17 protein-coding genes are annotated in these 17,917 nt (G+C 62.0%); 14 read left to right on the forward strand and 3 right to left on the reverse strand.

Going from position 1 to position 17,917, the window contains the following annotated elements; genetic code table 11:
* The first annotated feature begins 70 nt into the window (after positions 1–70).
* Positions 71–2,332 (forward strand): response regulator, encoded by a 2,262-nt coding sequence (locus Q1A34_RS08040; protein ID WP_300032836.1) that lies wholly within the window; start codon positions 71–73, stop codon positions 2,330–2,332.
* On the opposite strand, the gene yaaA is transcribed toward Q1A34_RS08040, so the two are convergent.
* The 3 genes from yaaA to Q1A34_RS08055 form a co-directional block, all read right to left on the reverse strand.
* Positions 2,317–3,096: a peroxide stress protein YaaA gene (gene yaaA / locus Q1A34_RS08045; protein ID WP_300032837.1), complete on the reverse strand. Its 780-nt coding sequence runs from the start codon at positions 3,094–3,096 to the stop codon at positions 2,317–2,319. The genes Q1A34_RS08040 and yaaA overlap by 16 nt on opposite strands.
* 40 nt (positions 3,097–3,136) lie before the next feature.
* Entirely contained in the window at positions 3,137–5,182 is a 2,046-nt protein-coding gene (gene recQ / locus Q1A34_RS08050; protein ID WP_300032838.1) for a DNA helicase RecQ, read from the reverse strand.
* Positions 5,183–5,293: 111 nt separating this feature from the next.
* Positions 5,294–5,581 (reverse strand): YggT family protein, encoded by a 288-nt coding sequence (locus tag Q1A34_RS08055; RefSeq protein WP_300032839.1) that lies wholly within the window; start codon positions 5,579–5,581, stop codon positions 5,294–5,296.
* Positions 5,582–5,731: 150 nt separating this feature from the next.
* On the opposite strand from Q1A34_RS08055, the gene Q1A34_RS08060 reads away from it, so the two are divergent.
* The 13 genes from Q1A34_RS08060 (at position 5,732) to Q1A34_RS08120 (ending at position 17,905) form a co-directional block, all read left to right on the forward strand.
* Positions 5,732–7,099, forward strand: a complete 1,368-nt coding sequence (locus Q1A34_RS08060; protein WP_300032840.1) for an MFS transporter — start codon at positions 5,732–5,734, stop codon at positions 7,097–7,099.
* A complete protein-coding gene (gene mepA, locus Q1A34_RS08065) occupies positions 7,096–8,022 on the forward strand; it encodes a penicillin-insensitive murein endopeptidase (protein ID WP_300032841.1) in 927 nt (308 codons plus the stop codon). Before Q1A34_RS08060 ends, mepA begins: the two co-directional genes overlap by 4 nt.
* Entirely contained in the window at positions 7,995–8,906 is a 912-nt protein-coding gene (locus tag Q1A34_RS08070) for an esterase-like activity of phytase family protein (RefSeq protein WP_300032842.1), read from the forward strand. The genes mepA and Q1A34_RS08070 overlap by 28 nt, the downstream gene beginning before the upstream one ends.
* Before the next feature lie 91 nt (positions 8,907–8,997).
* Complete coding sequence (locus Q1A34_RS08075; RefSeq protein ID WP_300032843.1) at positions 8,998–9,618, forward strand: queuosine precursor transporter; 621 nt, start codon at positions 8,998–9,000, stop codon at positions 9,616–9,618.
* A gap of 304 nt (positions 9,619–9,922) precedes the next feature.
* Entirely contained in the window at positions 9,923–10,303 is a 381-nt protein-coding gene (locus Q1A34_RS08080; protein WP_300032845.1) for a VOC family protein, read from the forward strand.
* Entirely contained in the window at positions 10,296–10,718 is a 423-nt protein-coding gene (gene arfB, locus Q1A34_RS08085) for an alternative ribosome rescue aminoacyl-tRNA hydrolase ArfB (RefSeq protein ID WP_300032847.1), read from the forward strand. Before Q1A34_RS08080 ends, arfB begins: the two co-directional genes overlap by 8 nt.
* Before the next feature lie 72 nt (positions 10,719–10,790).
* Positions 10,791–11,684 carry a DMT family transporter gene (locus Q1A34_RS08090; RefSeq protein WP_300032849.1) on the forward strand — a complete coding sequence of 298 codons (894 nt, stop codon included), beginning with the start codon at positions 10,791–10,793 and terminating at the stop codon, positions 11,682–11,684.
* A gap of 209 nt (positions 11,685–11,893) precedes the next feature.
* Positions 11,894–13,213, forward strand: coding sequence for an extracellular solute-binding protein (locus Q1A34_RS08095; RefSeq protein WP_300032851.1), 1,320 nt, complete (start codon positions 11,894–11,896; stop codon positions 13,211–13,213).
* Between the two features lie 104 nt (positions 13,214–13,317).
* The gene (locus Q1A34_RS08100) at positions 13,318–14,265 is read left to right on the forward strand and encodes a carbohydrate ABC transporter permease (RefSeq protein ID WP_300032853.1); all 948 of its coding nucleotides are present in this window, start codon (positions 13,318–13,320) and stop codon (positions 14,263–14,265) included.
* Between the two features lie 121 nt (positions 14,266–14,386).
* A complete protein-coding gene (locus tag Q1A34_RS08105) occupies positions 14,387–15,325 on the forward strand; it encodes a carbohydrate ABC transporter permease (protein WP_300032855.1) in 939 nt (312 codons plus the stop codon).
* Between the two features lie 217 nt (positions 15,326–15,542).
* Entirely contained in the window at positions 15,543–15,731 is a 189-nt protein-coding gene (locus Q1A34_RS08110; RefSeq protein WP_300032857.1) for a hypothetical protein, read from the forward strand.
* A gap of 88 nt (positions 15,732–15,819) precedes the next feature.
* Positions 15,820–16,917 (forward strand): ABC transporter ATP-binding protein, encoded by a 1,098-nt coding sequence (locus Q1A34_RS08115; RefSeq protein ID WP_300032859.1) that lies wholly within the window; start codon positions 15,820–15,822, stop codon positions 16,915–16,917.
* A complete protein-coding gene (locus Q1A34_RS08120; protein ID WP_300032861.1) occupies positions 16,910–17,905 on the forward strand; it encodes an ABC transporter ATP-binding protein in 996 nt (331 codons plus the stop codon). Before Q1A34_RS08115 ends, Q1A34_RS08120 begins: the two co-directional genes overlap by 8 nt.
* Positions 17,906–17,917 lie beyond the last annotated feature (12 nt).

Below are 17,917 nucleotides of genomic sequence, written 5' to 3' on the forward strand. Positions count from 1 at the left end.
ATTAAGCCGTTATTCACCACGCAGCGCCTATCACAGGCCGGTCAGCACAAAGCTGCAGGCGAATGATTTTATGACCCTTGCCAATCTACTGGCAGAAGAACGACGACGGCGGCTTGCCGCAGAACGCCTGCTGGAGGTCAAGCAGGCGGAGCTTTTTGCTGCCAATCGCAAACTGGGTCAGCACGCGCGCAACCTGTCCGATCAGATCGTCGAAACCCGGGCAGAAGTGGCGACCGTCCGCGACGAAAACAAACGTGTCAAATCGGATCTCAGTGCGGCTCAGGAGAAAATCGAGCGCGTCGAACGGCGGCTGTGGCATTCGATCGAAACCATCAAGGACGGCTTTGCCTTTTTCTCTCCCGATCTTGAAATGATCATGGCCAACCCGTCCTATCTCGCGGTGTTTGACGGGCTGGAAGACGTCAGACCCGGGGTGAACTATGTCACCATCCTGCAACTGCTGACGGACGAGGGGATTGTGAATACCGGCGATATGGCACCTGCTGACTGGCGCCAGTACATGATCGACCGCGTACAATCCCCCGACCCACAGCCCGAGGTGATCCAGCTGTGGAACGGGCAGTACATCCGCCTGCTGGACCAGCGTGGCCCTGATGGCGACATTATCTCGCTGGGTCTGAACATCACGGAATCGGTCGAATACGAGAAAAAGCTCAAAGCCGCGCGGACCGTGGCCGAGAGTGCCAACCGTGCCAAATCCGCCTTCCTCGCCAATATGAGCCACGAGCTGCGCACGCCGATGAACGGTGTGGTCGGCATGGCCGATCTGCTGCTCGAAGGCGGGCTGGACGAAGAACAGCAGCTTTACGTCGATACGATCAAACGTTCGGGTGAAGCCTTGCTGGTCATCATCAACGACGTCCTGGACTACTCCAAGATCGAGGCCGACCGCCTGGAGTTGCATCCCGAACCCTTCGATCTCGAAAAGTCGATCTATGATATTCTGACCCTGCTCCAGTCCTCGGCCCATGAAAAAGGCGTCGGCCTGCTGATGGACTATGACCTCGGCCTGACCAGTGACCTGATCGGAGATCCGGGACGCATCCGCCAGGTGCTGACGAATCTCATCGGCAACGCGGTCAAATTCACCGCAGAGGGGCATGTCACCGTGCGCGTGCGCGGCACCCCGGCAGAGGCAAACGACGCGCTGGAGCTGACGGTCAGTGTCTGCGACACGGGCATCGGCATCCCCGAAGATCAGATCAGCCACGTCTTCGGCGAATTCAATCAGGTCGAAAACGAACGCAACCGGCAGTTTGACGGTACCGGGCTGGGCCTGGCAATCACCCAGCGTCTTGTCAGGATGATGGGTGGCAATATCAGCGTCACCTCAGAAGAAGGCATCGGCTCGGAATTCAGCTTCAGCCTGACCCTGAAATGCACCGGCCCCGCAACGCTCACCCCACCGGCACCCGCAGAGGCGCTGCGTCACGTGCTGCTGGTGGATGCTGCCCGGGCCGAACAGAACCACCTGCGCATTCAGCTGGAGACACTGGGGCTGCGGGTCACCGCCTGCAACACTGCCAGAGCTGCGCTGGAGCAGCTGGATACATCCGTTGATCTGGTCATGCTGGACCGGGATCTGCCGGATCAGGACGGTCTGACGCTGGCCACCGCAATGCGGGACGCAGGACACACCGGGCCGGTCTACGCGCTCTGTCGCAACATCAGCCACGCCCGCAAAAGCCCCGACCGGGAGTCTGCTGATCAGATGCTGCAGCGCCCGTTCCTGCGCAGTGATCTCTACTCCTGGCTGTCCGAAGAGGTCTTTGGCAAATATGCCACCACGGCGGCCGCCCCCGCAATGCCGGGGTTCCGGCACAAGGGTGCCGCAGCAGAAGACACCCGGGCCGCCCCGGCCGAAGAAGCGCCGCCCGAGGAACCAGCGACACCGCGCCAGATGCGCGTGCTGGCCGCAGAGGACAATAAAACCAACCGCCTGGTCTTCTCAAAAATGGTCAAAACCCTCGACATCGATCTGAAATTTGCCTGCGACGGAATCGAAGCCGTTGAAGAATGGCAAAGCTTTGAGCCCGACCTGATTTTCATGGATATCTCGATGCCGCGGCTCGACGGCAAAGGTGCCGCCAAAGAGATACGCAAGCTCGAAAAAGACAGCGGCACCCGCGTACCCATTGTCGCGCTGACGGCCCACGCCATGGCCGGCGATGAAAAGGAGATCCTGGCTGCCGGGCTCGATCACTACATGACCAAGCCGCTGCGCAAGCCCGAGATCATCGCCCGCATTCTGGCCCATTGCCCCGAAGGCGCCATCAGCCCCGTACCGGAGCCCGATCAGGAAGCCGGATAGGGCCGCACAAACACAGGACGGTCCGGTTCAGAGAGCCCGGCCTCAAACCGGTACCCGCCGCTGTCGAAATCCTCCAGCCCCGCAGGATCACGCAGACGGTTTTCCACGACAAAGCGTGCCATGGCACCGCGCGCCTTTTTGGCGAAAAAGCTCACAATCCGCGGGCCCTTGCCGTCGTCCTTGTCTTCCATAAACGCCGGTGTGATCACCCGCAGTTTCAGCGCCCTGGGTGCAACTGCGCCGAAATATTCCTGGCTTGCACAGTTCACCAGCACCTCTGTACCGACATTTTCCGCCTGCGCGTTCAGCGCTTTGGAAAGCTGATCGCGCCAGTAGTCATAGAGGCTCGCCCCCCGGCGGGTTTTCAGACGGCTGCCCATCTCCAGCCGGTACGGCTGGATCGCATCCAGCGGGCGCAGCACCCCGTAAAGACCCGACAGAATGCGCAGATGCTCCTGCGCCCAGGCCATATCATCCGGCGACAGGCTTGCCGCCTCCAGCCCCTGATAGGTATCGCCTGCAAAAGCCAGCGCCGCAGGCCGTGTCAGCTCTGCATCCGGTGTCTCCTCAAAGGCCTGAAACCGGTCCCGGTTCAACCTGGCCAGATCGTCACTCAGCCCCATCAGCCCTTTGAGACTGCCCAGGGTGAGGTTGCGCGCCGTGCGCACCAGACGCTGCGCATCGTCCTGAAAATCGGGCTGGGTGGTCGCCACATCGCGCGGGGCCCAGTCCAGTCGTTTGGCAGGCGAAATCACCACCAGCATATTCGTCTCCTCACCCGTTCATCCGGTTCCTGCGCGTGACTTAGCCCGCCTCCCGCAGGACGTCCAGAAAGGCAGGGCCAAATCGCTCGGCCCGCCTGTCCCCCAGCAGTTTTTCCAGCAGCGCTGCATCCGGCGCATGCAGCTGTGCGATCCGTGCCAGCAAAGAGGCGGGGCAGCTCAGCGGTTTGTCCTGCCCGCCCGCACCGCGCGCCAGTTCGGCCTGCACTTCCAGCAGACGGTCATAGACCGATCCCGCCGCCCGACCGGCCAGTTTGCGCCGCGTCGGGTGCATCTGTGGTGCTTCCCCCGCGATCACTTCCAGAAAAGCGTCACCATAGCTGTCGAGTTTTTTGGCACCGACACCGCCGATCCCCGCCATCTCATCCAGGGTGCGCGGGCGCTTTTCCGCCATCTCGATCAGCGTCCGGTCGGTGAAAATGATATAGGCCGGCACCCGTGCGGCCTCCGCCAGGCCGCGGCGTTTCGCCTTGAGGGCCGACAGCAACGGCGCGTCCTCGTCCGACACCATCGCTTTGACCGCCGGTCTGCGGTTTGACGCTGCCGCCCGGATACTGTCCCGGCGCAGATCAATCGTCGCCTCGTCGCGCAAAACCGGCAGGGCCGCATCCGTCATGCGCAGCGCCCCGTGGCGTTCGGGGTCCGGGCGCACCAGATCATGCCCCATCATCTGCCTGAAAACCGCCTGCCAGGCGCGCCGGTCATATTCCTTGCCGACGGCAAAGGTGGGCAGGCTCTGATGCCCATGCTGGCGGATTTTGTCCGTCTCATTGCCGGTCAGAATATCAATCAGATGGCCTGCACCAAACCGCTCGTCCGTGCGCAGAATGGCCGACAGGGCCTTGCGCACCGCCGTGGTGCCATCAAATACATCCGCCGGGCTGTCGCACAGATCGCATGTCCCGCATGTCACTTCTGTTTCACCGAAATAGCGCAGCAGCGTTTCGCGCCGGCAGGCCAGAGCCTCTGCCAGACCCAGCAAAGCATTCAGCCGCGCGTGATCCGCGGCCCGGCGCTCCGGCGGGGCCAGTCCTTCGTCAATCTGCGACCGTCTCAGGCGGATGTCTTCCGGACCAAAAAGCGTCAGCGTCTCCGCCGGTGCACCATCGCGCCCCGCACGACCGATCTCCTGATAATAGGCCTCGATCGACTTGGGCAGATCCGCATGCGCCACCCAGCGGATATCCGGTTTGTCCACACCCATGCCAAAGGCCACCGTGGCCACAACGATCAGACCGTCCTCCTGCTGAAACCTGCGTTCGGCAATCCGGCGGTCTTCGGCCTCCATACCGCCGTGATAATGGATCGCCACATGACCCGCCTCGCGCAGAGCCGCAGCCAGCCCTTCGGTTTTGGCCCGGGTGCCACAGTACACGATGCCCGACTGCCCCTGCCGCGCCCCGGCAAAGGCCAGGATCTGGCGGCGCGGGTTGTCTTTTGCCTGAAAAGCCAGATGAATATTGGGCCGGTCAAATCCATGCAGAAAAGCGCGCGGTGCTGTGCCGTCAAACAGCTTTTCCACGATTTCCTGCCGGGTTTCCGCATCCGCCGTCGCAGTAAAGGCCGCCAGCGGCACCCCCAGCTCCTGGCGCAGCGCCCCAATCCGCAGATAGTCAGGGCGGAAATCATGCCCCCACTGGCTCACGCAATGCGCCTCATCCACCGCAATCATCGACACACCGGCCCGGCGCAGCAGCCCGATGGCCCCGCCCGAGGCCAGCCGCTCCGGTGCCATGTACAGCAGCCGCAACCGGCCCGCCTCCAGCGCCTCAAAAACCGCATCCGTTTCCTCAGGCGTATTGCCCGAGGTCAGCGCTCCCGCCGACACGCCCGCCTCCTGCAGGGCACGCACCTGATCCCGCATCAGCGCGATCAGTGGCGAGATGACCACCGTCACCCCCTCCCGCATCAGCGCAGGCAATTGAAAACAAAGGGATTTGCCGCCGCCCGTGGGCATGATCGCCAGCACGTTCTCGCCCTCCGAGACCGCGCGCACGATCTCTTCCTGACCGGGCCGGAACGCCTCGAATCCAAAGACCGTCTGCAACAGCTCCGCCGCGCCTGTCATGCCTGTTTCCTGTGGTTGATCTGCTCTTTTGTGCAGAGTCCCACACTAAGGAATCGTGAACAAGCCCCGATGCTTCACCCTTGGCCAAATACTCCCGCCGGAGGCGGAAAATCAGATGAAAAGCGCGTAGTTGTTGACCAGTACAATGCGCAGGATGGCCACAATCAGCAGGACCGCCAGCGGCGCCAGATCAATCCCACCCAGCTGCGGCAGCACGCGGCGCACCGGGCCATAGATCGGCTCGAGGATCCGGTTGAGCATATACCAGATCTGGGCGACCAGCTGCTGCTGGGTGTTCAGGACCTGGAAATTGATCAGCCAGCTCATGATCACATGGGCAATAATAAAGAACCACACAACGTTGAGCAGCAGCATCAGGATTTCGAACAGCGATTGCATCAGGGGTCCTCTCTTTGCGTTGCGCTTCAGTTAAGCAGGTGACCGCCAAAGGGCAAGACCCGGCCCGTCCGGCACCTGGTTCCAAAGCAGTGCTTGCGCCGCGCGCTTGTGCCTGTTTTAGCTTAAGAAACCCTAAAGAGGCACACGGGCATGACAGCAGAAAAGAAGCGGATCTGGGGATGGTTCGCCTTCGACTGGGCGGCACAGCCCTATTATACGCTGGGTCTGACCTTTATCTTCGGCCCCTATTTTGCCGGTGTCGCGACCGATTACTTCACCGCATCCGGCATGGCCGGGAATGCCGCCGACGCCCGTGCGCAGTCTGTCTGGGCCAATGCCCAGCTGGTGGCCGGTCTCTTTATTGCAGCGCTGGGCCCGGTGATCGGGGCCTATGCCGACAGCACCGGGCGGCGCATGCCCTGGATCGTGGCCTTTTCCGGCGTCTATGTCCTGGCCTCTGCGGCGCTGTGGTACATGGTGCCGGACGGCTCGGCGCTGTGGTTCTGCCTTTACGCCTTTGCCATCGGGTTTGTCGCGGCCGAATTCGCGCTGATCTTCGTCAACGCCCAGCTGCCCGGCCTGGGCGACGAGGACACGATCGGCAGGATCAGCGGCGTGGGCGCATCGCTGGGCTACTGGGGCGGGGTCGTGTCGCTCTTTATCATGCTGCTGTTCTTCTTCGAGGCCAACCAGCAGGCCGGCACGACACTCATCGGTCTGGCTCCCGCCTTTGGCCTCGACCCCGCCCAGAGCGAGGGCACGCGTTTTGTCGGCCCCTTCATCGCCGGGTGGTTCGCCATTTTCATGATCCCCTATTTCGCCTGGGTGCGGGAGCCGAAACCCGCCGTGAAACAGGGCGGTTTTTCGGCGGCCATGGCCGATCTGCGCGAGTCGCTGGCGCAGGTCCTGAAACGCCCCAGCCTGGCGGCCTATCTGGGTTCTTCCATGCTCTACCGCGATGCGCTTAATGCGCTTTACGGCTTTGGCGGCGTCTATGCCCGGTTGGTGCTGGACTGGTCGCTGACCAATATCGCAATCTTCGGCATCATCGGCGCGATCACCGCGGCCATTGCCACCTGGGTCGGGGGGCTGTTCGACGAGAAATACGGCCCAAAACCCGTTATCAGGGTCTGTATTTTCATCCTGATCGCGGTCTGCAGCGTGATCGTCGGCATGTCGCGCGAGAGCTTTTTCGGCGCAGCCCTGGCACCAGGCTCGTCGCTGCCCGACATTACTTTCTTTATCTGTGGTGCAGCCATCGGTGGTGCGGGCGGGGCGCTCTATGCCGCGTCGCGTTCGATGATGGTGCGCCACACCAATCCCGACCGCCCGACAGAGGCCTTTGGCCTTTTCGCGCTCTCGGGCAAGGCAACCGCCTTTCTGGCCCCCGCCCTGATCAGCCTTGTCACCACCGTGACCCAGAACGCACGTCTGGGCATTTCGCCGCTGATAGGTCTTTTCGTTCTCGCCCTGGTTGTGCTCATATGGGTCAACCCAAAAGGAGACCGCGCCGCATGACACGTCTGACCACGGGACTTCTGACCGTTCTCGCCGCACTCTTTCTGGCCAGCTGCGACGAGGCTCCCGCCCCCCAGGCCCGGGCCACGCCCGAGCCGGTCATCGCGACCTCGGGCAATGCCAATGTCGTCGCGAAAAAGCTCTTTGGGGCCAAACAGGCCGCCTCGGCGCAAAAGCCCGGCCCGCTGGGCAGCTACGCCAAAGGCTGCGTCGCCGGGGCCGCGCAGCTGGCCGAAACAGGACCCACATGGCAGGCCATGCGCCTGTCGCGCAACCGCAACTGGGCCCATCCCGAAACCGTGGATTTCGTCCAGGACCTCAGCCGAAAGGCCGCGCGCCAGCCGGGCTGGAACGGTCTTTATGTCGGCGATCTGAGCCAGCCGCGCGGCGGCCCGATGCTGTCCGGACACGCCAGCCACCAGATCGGGCTGGATGCAGATATCTGGCTGCGGCCTGCGGATAACCTCGCGCTGTCGGCGACCGAGCGCGAAAACATCTCCTCGATCTCCCTGCGCCGCGAACGCGGTGCTTTCGTCAACAACAACTGGACGCCCGCGCACCAGGAAATCATCAAAGCCGCCGCCTCTGACCCGCGCGTGGCGCGGATTTTCATCTTTCCGGGGGCCAAGGTGCGCATGTGCCAGGATGCAAAAGGCGACAGATCGTGGCTCAACAAGGTGCGGCCCTGGTTCGGGCACCACTATCATTTCCACGTGCGGCTGAAATGCCCGGCGGGTGCCGACGGCTGTATTGATCAGGCCCCGCCGCCCCCAGGCGACGGCTGCGCGGATGCCCAGGCCTGGGTCAACAACATCCTGAACCCACCGCCCCCCGATCCCAACGCCAAACCCCGCCCCCCCCGGCGCGAGCTTGTGCTCGCGGATCTGCCCGCACAATGCGCCGCCGTTTTACAGTCCCGCTGATCTTTGCCATGGGGGTCGCCCCCTGGTTTGCGCTGAAACCTGCACCACCCGCTGTGCCGCCAGGGGAGCAGCCCGCGCAGCTGAGCGCCGTGATACCCACCGAAACAGAAGCAGACTGGGCCGGGGGCTTTTCCGGGATCGAGGTCACAGCAGACGGCAGCACCTGGTATCTGGTGACCGACCGCGGGCACGTCGCCACCGGCACCTTCACACGGCAGAACGGCACCCTGACCGGCGCCACGATCGCCGCTTTTCAGCCGCTGGTCGATCAGTACGGAAATGAGCGCGATTTTCCTCATACGGATGCCGAGGGCCTGGCGCTGGATGATACAGGCCGCCTGAATGTCTCCTTTGAGCATGCTCACCGCGTGCTGCGCTATAACACCTGGGACGCCCCGGCGGTCTGGCCGTCCTACACCCGGTCCTGGCGCGCCCTGCCGCAAAACGGCGGGATGGAGGCCCTGGCGATCAGCGCAGACGGCACCCTCTTTGCCATCCCCGAGGGGGTCGCTTCCGGTGCCTGGGAGGCGCTCGTCTATCGCAGGACCCACCCCCACCCCTGGGAGCAGCCCTTTACCCTGCCACTGGCCGAAGGGTTCAAACCCACGGGCGCAGATTTCGGCCCCGACGGGCGGCTTTATCTGCTGGAACGCGGGCTCTACCCCTTTGGCTTTCGCAGCCAGATCCGCAGCATGGCCGTCACCGACACAGGGTTTGAGGACATCCGCGTGATTCTCCAAACCCCGCTCTTTACCCACGGCAATCTCGAAGGCATCGCCGTCTGGCGCGACGGCACGGGCCAAATCCGCCTGACCATGGTGTCAGATGACAACTTCCTGCCCGTCCTGCGCTCGGAAATTGTGGAATACATCCTCACCGACTGACTTGCGCCCCCCGGCCATCCGCCGTAAAGACCGCCCGTCGGCCCGACCGGGCCTGCCAAGTGCCGCAACCTTGTCAAAACGGATACATCTTATGACACGCGCTCACCTTCCCGGCATTATTGCCATGGCCGCCATCGTGGTGGCGTCCAACATTCTTGTGCAGTTCCTCTTTGGCAACTGGCTGACCTGGGGCGCGTTCACCTACCCGCTCGCCTTTCTGGTGACCGACGTGATGAACCGCGTTTACGGTGCCGCCGCCGCGCGCCGCGTGGTCTTTGCCGGTTTCATCGTGGGCATCCTCTGCTCGCTCATCGGCACCCAGATCATCGGCGAGTTTGGCCCGCTGGTCACTCTGCGTATCGCACTTGGCTCGGGCCTTGCGTTCCTGACGGCGCAGCTGCTGGATGTGGCGATCTTCTCTGCCCTGCGGGACGGCCGCTGGTGGCGCGCGCCGCTGGCCTCGACGCTGATCGGCAGCACGGTCGACACGGCGCTGTTCTTCACCATCGCCTTTTCCGCCAGCCTGGTTTTCATCGAGCCCGCAAATGATGTCTCCTGGGCGGGCGAGGTTCTGCCCATCCTCGGGTTCGGCCCTGCCGCCCCGCTCTGGGTCTCGCTGGCCATCGCGGACTGGATGGTCAAGCTCAGCCTGGCACTGCTGGCGCTGATCCCTTTCCGTGTGATCACCGCGCGGGCAACTGCCGCCCATTAGGCTTTCGTTAACGAAAAAAAGCTTGGTGATTTCCAAAACCTGTGCGACGATTCTGTCAACGTCAACAGATAGGTAAAGGAGGTGATCCAGTGTCAAGAAAGGTATTGGAGCGAGGTGTCGGAACAGCTTTGGAGGTCGCCTGCTGAGGCAGCCCTTGACGGGCAGAACTCCTGAGTGGATTTCGGTCTAACCGATCCCCCTCCTGAAACCATTCGATTGGGCCACACTTTCACAGTGTGGCCCTTTTTCACAGTGTGGCCCTTTTACGTTAGACTGGTCCGGCACCAGTCAGGACCAGGTACAGATGTCACCCACGCTCTCCAGCATCCTCCTCTATACCCGCAAAACCGATGAAATGGCGGCGTTTTACTGTAATCATTTCGGCTATACCCGGCACGATCTGCCCGGCGACCGGATCGTCGAACTGCGCCCGGCAGCAGGTGGCGCTGTTTTGCTGTTGCACCCCGCAAGCAAGGGCATCCGCCAGGGCCAGGCGGCGGTGAAACTGGTCTTTACCATTCGCGATGTGCCCGCCTTTGTTGCGGAATGCGCCAAACGCGGGCTGGAGTTCGGCGCGCTGCACAAGGCCGACGGCTATGTTTTTGCCAACGCCAAAGACCCCTCCGGCAATTCGGTCAGTATTTCGGGTCGTCTGGCCATCCGGGACGCCCCCCCCGATGCTTGAGATCAGCAAAGACATCAGAATCGAAGACTGGGAGCTGACGGAAAGCTTTATCCGCGCTTCCGGCCCCGGCGGCCAGAACGTCAACAAGGTCTCCTCCGCCGTCGAGCTGCGGTTCGAGGCCGCGCGCTCGCCCAACCTGCCGCCTGCGGTGAAAACCCGGCTGAAACGCCTCGCCGGGCGCCGCTGGACGACCGAAGGCGCGCTGGTGCTGCAATGCGACGAGACCCGCAGCCAGGCCCGCAACCGCGATATCGTGCGCGACCGCCTGGCAGAGCTCATACGCAAAGCACTCGTCGCGCCAAAAAAACGCATCGCCACGCGCCCGACCCTGGGCTCCAAAAAACGCAGGCTCAAAGCCAAAAAGGTACGCGGAGAAGTCAAATCCCTGCGCGGGCGCGTCGACCCCGACAGCTGACGCAGACGAATTTGCGTGACACCCGCGCCGCGATGGGCAAGCTGGGCGCACCCAGAACGGAATTTCCCCCCGATGCGCCCCACCGACCGGACCGGCCTCGCCATTGTCCTCAGCCTGATTGCCCTCGCGCTCTTTGATGCCATGGGGCTGGTGATCAAGCTACTGTCGGATCGCTATTCCGCCGTTGAACTGTCGGCCTGGCGCAACCTCTTCGGGCTGTTTCCCGCGATGATCGCGCTGATGGCGGCGCGCAGCTGGCGCACCGCTGGCAGGCCGCTGCGGATACGCCAGTGGAAACTGGCGCTGTTGCGCGGGCTGATCGTGACCATGGCACAGCTGTGTTTTTATGCCTCGCTTGCGGTGCTCGCCTTTGCCACCGCTGCGACGATCTCCTATTCCAACGCGCTGTTCATGACTGCCCTGGCCGTGCCCCTTCTGGGGGAAAAGGTGGGGCGCCTGCGCTGGGGCGCCGTAGTCATCGGGTTTGTCGGCGTGATCCTGATCGTCCGGCCCGGCACGGATGTTTTCACCCCCTACGCGCTGCTGCCGCTGGGTGCTGCGGTCTGCTATGCGCTGGTGGGCGTCACGTCCCGGATGATCGACGATGATGTGCCCAGCCCGCTGATCAGTCTTTATTCGAATGTCGCGGCCCTGGTTGCATCCGTCCTGATCACCCTGGCGCTGGGGGGCTTCAGCCCCGTTGCCAGCACGGCAGAACTGGGCTGGCTCATGGCCATGGGTGCTTTCGGCGGCACCGCGGTGCTCTTTCTGGTGGTATCCTACCGCATGGCCGAACAGAGCGATCTCGCTCCGTTCAGCTATTTCGGCATCCCCATGGCCTTTATCCTCGGCTGGATTTTCTTTGACGAAACGCCCTGGCAACAGCTCTTTCCCGGCGCACTCCTCATCATCGCCGGCGGGCTGATGATCATCTGGCGCGAGCGGAAAATACGGCAATCTTCCTGACCTCTCTGCGGCACTGACCCGGGCACCCGGCCAATCGATATTATGGTTAAGGAATCTTTAATATATTTAAAAACATTGAGTTAAGCCCTTTTTGAGGTACGTCCCTCAAAAATATGTCGACATGAGGTACGCACCTCATTTAGCGTCACAGACAGTCATCAACCGAATCGGCAGCGACCGGTCGGACAGGACTCATAGGGAGGAATCACATGAAATTTTCAAAACTGACCACCGTCAGCGCGCTGAGCATGGCCGTCGCCAGCCTTGGCGCAACAGCCCAGGCAGACGATCTGACGCTCTGCTGGGCCGCCTGGGATCCGGCAAACGCTCTGGTTGAGCTCAGCAAGGAATTCGAAGCCCAGTCCGGCCACAACATGAGCTTCGAGTTTATCCCCTGGCCCAACTTTGCCGACCGGATGCTCAACGAGCTGAACTCGGGCGGTAAACTCTGCGACCTGCTGATCGGCGACAGCCAGTGGATCGGGGGCGGCGCGGAAAACGGCCACTACGTGAAACTGAACGACTTCTTCGACGCCGAAGGCATCTCCATGGGCGATTTCGCCGATGCCACCGTCTATGCCTATTCCACGTGGCCCAAAGGCACGCCGAACTACTACGCGCTGCCCGCCATGGGCGACGCCAACGGCTGGTTCTACCGCAAAGACTGGTTCGCACGTGACGACATCCGCGACGCCTTCAAAGCCGAAACAGGCCGCGAGCTGGGCGAGCCGAAAACCCAGAAAGAGATGCTCGAAATTGCGCAGTTCTTCCAGGGCCGTGAAATCGACGGCCAGACCGTTTATGGCGCTGCGATCTTCACCGAACGGGGCTCCGAAGGTATCACCATGGGCGTGACATCCGCGCTCTATCCCTGGGGTTTCAAATACGAAAACACCCCGGGCGCCTATGACATGGAAGGCGCTGTAAACTCCGCAGAAGCCGTCGAGGCGCTGGAATTCTATAAAGAATTCTACAAAACCGCGACGCCTCCGGGCTACACAAACTCCTACATGGGGGAAAGCCTCGACGCCTTCAAATCGGGCCAGGTGGCCATGGCAATGAACTGGTTTGCCTTCTTCCCGGGCCTCTATGCAGACCCGAACACCGGCGGCGACAAGATCGACTTCTTCGTGAACCCGCCGCAAAACCAGGCCGGCTCCACACTGGGCGGTCAGGGCATCTCGGTGGTGGCCTATTCCGACAAGCAGGACGCAGCGCTTGAGTACATCAAGTGGTTCGCCAACCCCGAGGTCCAGCAGAAATGGTGGGATCTGGGTGGCTATTCCGCCCACAAGGCCGTGTTGGAAAGCCCCGATTTCGTGGACAGCGCCCCCTTTGCCGGTGACTTCCTCGAAGCCATGGGCGCGGTACAGGACTTCTGGCAGGAACCGGCCTACGCCGAACTGCTGCTGGCCATGCAGAAACGCATCCACGACTATGTGGTTGCCGATCAGGGCACAGCCCAGGAAGCGCTCGACAAGCTGATCGAGGACTGGACAGAAACCTTCGAGGACGAAGGCAAACTCTGACCCTCACCTCAGGGTGGGGCCCATTCCGAACCGGGCCCCACCCTGTCTCCTGACCAACCGGCAGGACGGCCCCGCCCGTCCCGCCCCGGGAAAGTTGCGTCCACATGTCCGAAACTCCTGTCTCCCGCGCGGCCCGGGCCACACCGCCCACCGTGGCCCGCAAGATCAAAGGCCTGAGCGACCGCGCCATCGCCTGGATCTTCGTGGCCCCCACGATCTTCCTGCTGCTGGCGATCAACATTTTCCCGCTGATCTGGACGATCCGTCTCAGCTTTACCAACTTCCGCGCCAACCGCCTGAACCGCGAGGTCGAATGGGTCGGGTTGCGCAACTACGAACGCATCCTGACAGACACCGACATCTGGCTGAACATGCAGGCGACAGCGCATTTCCTGTTCTGGACCATCTTCTTTCAGGTGCTCATCGGCTTTACCCTGGCCTGGCTGATCAACAAAAAATTCAAAGGCAACGACCTCTGGACCACGATCATCGTGCTGCCCATGATGCTCAGCCCGGCCGTAGTCGGCAACTTCTGGAAATTCCTCTACCAGCCGCAGATCGGCCTGTTCAATTACATCATCGCCTTCTTCACCGGCAAAGACCCCTCAAGTTTCGAGATGCTCGGCTCTGTTGATCTCGCCCCCTGGTCGATCGTCATCGTGGATACCTGGATGTGGACGCCCTTCGTGATGCTCATCTGTCTGGCGGGCCTGCGTTCCATCCCCGACTATATCTACGAGGCAGCCGAGATCGACCGCGCCTCCAAACTCCGGCAGTTCTTCACCATCACCATCCCGATGGTGCTGCCCTTCCTGATGCTGGCCGTGCTCTTCCGCGGCATCGAAAACTTCAAGATGTTCGACCTCGTCGTCCAGCTGACCGGCGGCGGCCCCGGCTCCACCACCGAACTTACCTCCATCAACCTCAAGCGCGAGGCCTTCGAGAAATGGCGCACCGGCTACGCCTCGGCCTATGCGATCATCCTCTTCGTCACCGTCTTTGGCCTCGCCAGCATCTACGTCAAAGCCCTCAACAAGGTCAAAGAACGATGACACCGGCACCCCGCAGCGCGCCCCGCATCTTCTGGCCACAAATATCCCCGGGGGAAACGCCGCAGGCGTTGGGGGCAGGCAGCCCCCTCTTCATCACAGCCCATCAGACAGGCGCCCCATCATGAGCAGCTTCTCCGTCACAGAACCCAGTAAACGGTCGAAATGGTTCGCCGGCAGCCTCGTGATCCTCTACGCGGTGATCACCATGATCCCGCTGGCCTGGATCATGCTGACCGGGTTCAAATCCCCCGCAGATGCCATCAGCTATCCGCCCAAGGTGCTTTTTGAACCCACGCTTGAAGGCTACGTGAACCTGTTCACCACCCGCACCCGGCAGACGGACGAATTCCTGGCCGCCAACCCGCCAGAGACCTGGTACGAAGACATCGTGCGCCAGTACGATATGGTCATCGCGGGTCCGTCGAAATTCGGCGAGCGGTTCCTCAACTCGGTGATCATCGGCTTCGGCTCCACCTTCCTGTCCATCTTTCTGGGCACCCTTGCCGCCTATGCCTTCTCCAGGTTCAGAATACCCCTGGCCGATGACCTGCTGTTCTTCATTCTCTCCACGCGGATGATGCCGCCCATCGCGGTGGCGATCCCGATCTTCCTGATGTACCGCCAGCTCGGTCTGTCCGACACACATCTGGGCATGATCCTGCTCTACACGGCGGTCAACATCAGCCTGGCGGTCTGGCTGCTCAAGGGGTTCATCGACGAGATCCCCCGCGAATATGAGGAAGCCGCGCTGATCGACGGTTACACCCGCTTCCAGGCCTTCTACAAAGTCGTGCTGCCCCAGGCTGCTACCGGCATCGCATCGACAGCAATCTTCTGCCTGATCTTTGCCTGGAACGAATACGCCTTTGCGGTCCTGCTGACCTCCGGCACCGCCCAGACCGCCCCGCCTTTCATCCCCACGATCATCGGGGTCGGCGGTCTCGACTGGCCCGCCGTGGCCGCTGGCGCCACCATCTTCCTGCTGCCGGTGATGATCTTCACCGTGGCGCTGCGCAAGCACCTGCTGCGCGGGATAACCTTCGGAGCGGTACGCAAATGATACAGCACAGTTCACCTCCGGGGCTCCGCCCGTTCGCGCCTGAAACGCGCCCCCGGCGCCTTTTCGGGACGGCACTCACGCCTCAAAGCGGTACGCAAATGACCTTAACCAGACCCTGCCCCACCGCGCGCCGCGCACCGACGTTTTACCGACGTAATACCGACGCAAAACCGACAGCCCACCGACAGCCCGAAATCACCCTCCGGGAGGCCCTGACATGAGCAACTTTTTCACCGGTCTGCTGCGCTTCAGACGCGGCCCCTGGGAGATGGTCGCGACCATCCTCATCGCACTGGGTGTCTTCATGCTGATGCAGCCGTTTGTGATGTGGGGGTACACCTATTCCTTCATCACAACCCTGATCGGCACGGTGATGTTCATCGTCGTGTCCCACTTTCCGGAATGACGAAATGGCTGACACCTCACGCAGCGCCGCGGCCTTTCCGGATCGCCCCGCCCGCTACACTCAAAACCCCTGACCGGCAGAGCATATAATGGCGCAGATAATTATCAAAAACGTCCGCAAGGAATTCGGGGATTTCACGGCGGTAAAGGAAAGCTCCTTTACCATCGAGGACGGTGAATTCTTTATGCTGCTGGGCCCCTCGGGCTGCGGCAAGACCACAACACTGCGCATGATTGCGGGCCTGGAGCTGCCCACCTCGGGCGAAATTTATCTCGACGGCGAAGAGATCAGCCAGAAGCCCCCCAGCCAGCGCGACATCGCCTTTGTGTTCCAGATGTTCGCCCTCTACCCGCATATGAACGTCTACAAAAACCTCAGCTATCCGCTGGTCAGCCAGGGCATGAAACGCGCCGCTGTGCGCGACAAGGTGGACGAGGTCGCGGGCATCCTGGGCATCCGCGATATTCTGAAAAAACCGGTGGGCGGTCTCTCCGGCGGTGACCGTCAGCGCGTGGCACTCGGGCGTGCTATCGTACGGGATCCAAAGGCTTTTATGATGGACGAGCCGCTCGGCGCGCTCGATGCGGAATTCCGCGAACATATGTCCGAAGAGCTGCGCGCCCTGCACGACCGCATGAACGCGACCACCGTTTACGTGACCCACGATCAGCTCGAGGCGATGCAGATGGGCGACAAGATCGTGGTGATGAACAACGCTGTGGTCGAGCAGTTCGGCACCCCCCAGGAGATCTATGACAAACCCGCCACAATGTTCGTCGCCGACTTCATCGGCTCGCCGTCGATGAACTTTCTGGCGTTCGAGGGCACCGTCGGCGAGGGCGCTCAGAGCGTCGAGATGAATGGCCAGGCGCTGGGGATACCGCGCCAGCGGCAGGGCGCAACGGGCAGTCTGGTCTTTGGGGTCCGGCCCGAGCATGTTGCCCTCTCTGACAGCGGCACCTACCGGGGCGAGGTCCTGGCAACAGAATACCTCGGGACCACCCAGATCATCACGCTTGATACGCCCAACGGTGATCTCAAAGCCCGTGTCCCCGCGGGGAAAAAGGCCACCGTGGGCGAAACAATCGGCCTTGGATTTGATCCTGCCACCATCACGCTCTTTGACAAAAACTCCGGTCAGGCCCTGGTGTCCGACCTGAACCACGAGGTGCTTTCCAATGGCTGAGGTCGTCCTCAAAGGTGTCTCCAAATCCTTCGGAGACACCGTCGGTGTCGCAGAGATCGACATGACCATTCCCGATGGTGGATTTGTGGTTCTGCTGGGCCCGACAGGGGCGGGCAAGACAACAACCCTGCGCCTGATCTCGGGCCTGGAAAAGCTCGACGCGGGCGAGATCAGCATTGGCGGGCGCCCCCTGCGCGACGAGACACCGGCCCAGCGCGATGTGGCCATGGTGTTTCAGCAATACTCGCTCTACCCGCATCTCACCGTGCGCGAAAACCTGGAATTTCCGCTGAAATCCCCGATCCTGAAAACCCCGCGGGACGAGATCGACCGCAAGGTGAACGAGGTCGCCTCTGTCCTGCAGATCTCTCACAAGCTCGACAACAAGGCGACGGCACTGTCGGGCGGCGAGATGCAGCGCGTCTCTATCGGGCGGGCCCTGGTGCGCGAGCCGCAGGTCTATCTGATGGACGAGCCGCTCAGCTCGCTGGATGCCAAGCTGCGCACCGATCTGCGGATCGAGCTCAAGCGCATCCAGGCCAGCCTCGGTGCCACGATCCTCTATGTGACACATGACCAGATCGAGGCGATGACCATGGCCACCCATGTGGGCGTGCTGAACGAGGGACGGCTGGTGCAATACGGCACGCCGCGCGACATCTACGAAAACCCGAACTCGGTCTATGTGGCGTCACGGCTTGGTCTGCCGCGCATCAACATTCTGCCCGCCGATCTTTTCGGCACCGCCCCAAAAGGCGCACACCGGATCGGTCTGCGGCCCGAACACGTCGCCCAGGGCGAAGGTCGCGAAGCGACAATCGGCCGTATCGAACGGCTCGGCGATCACAGCCGTCTGCACCTGCAACTGGACGGACATAACATCACAACTCTGGCTGACCCGCATACGGACTACACACCCGGCGGGCACGTCCGGATCACCCCCCGGGACCCCTTGTGCTTTGATGCGCAGGGCGACCGGATTTACTGAAGGGAGAGAGCA

The sequence above is a fragment of the uncultured Roseobacter sp. genome, from assembly GCF_947491795.1.
GTDB lineage: Bacteria > Pseudomonadota > Alphaproteobacteria > Rhodobacterales > Rhodobacteraceae > Roseobacter.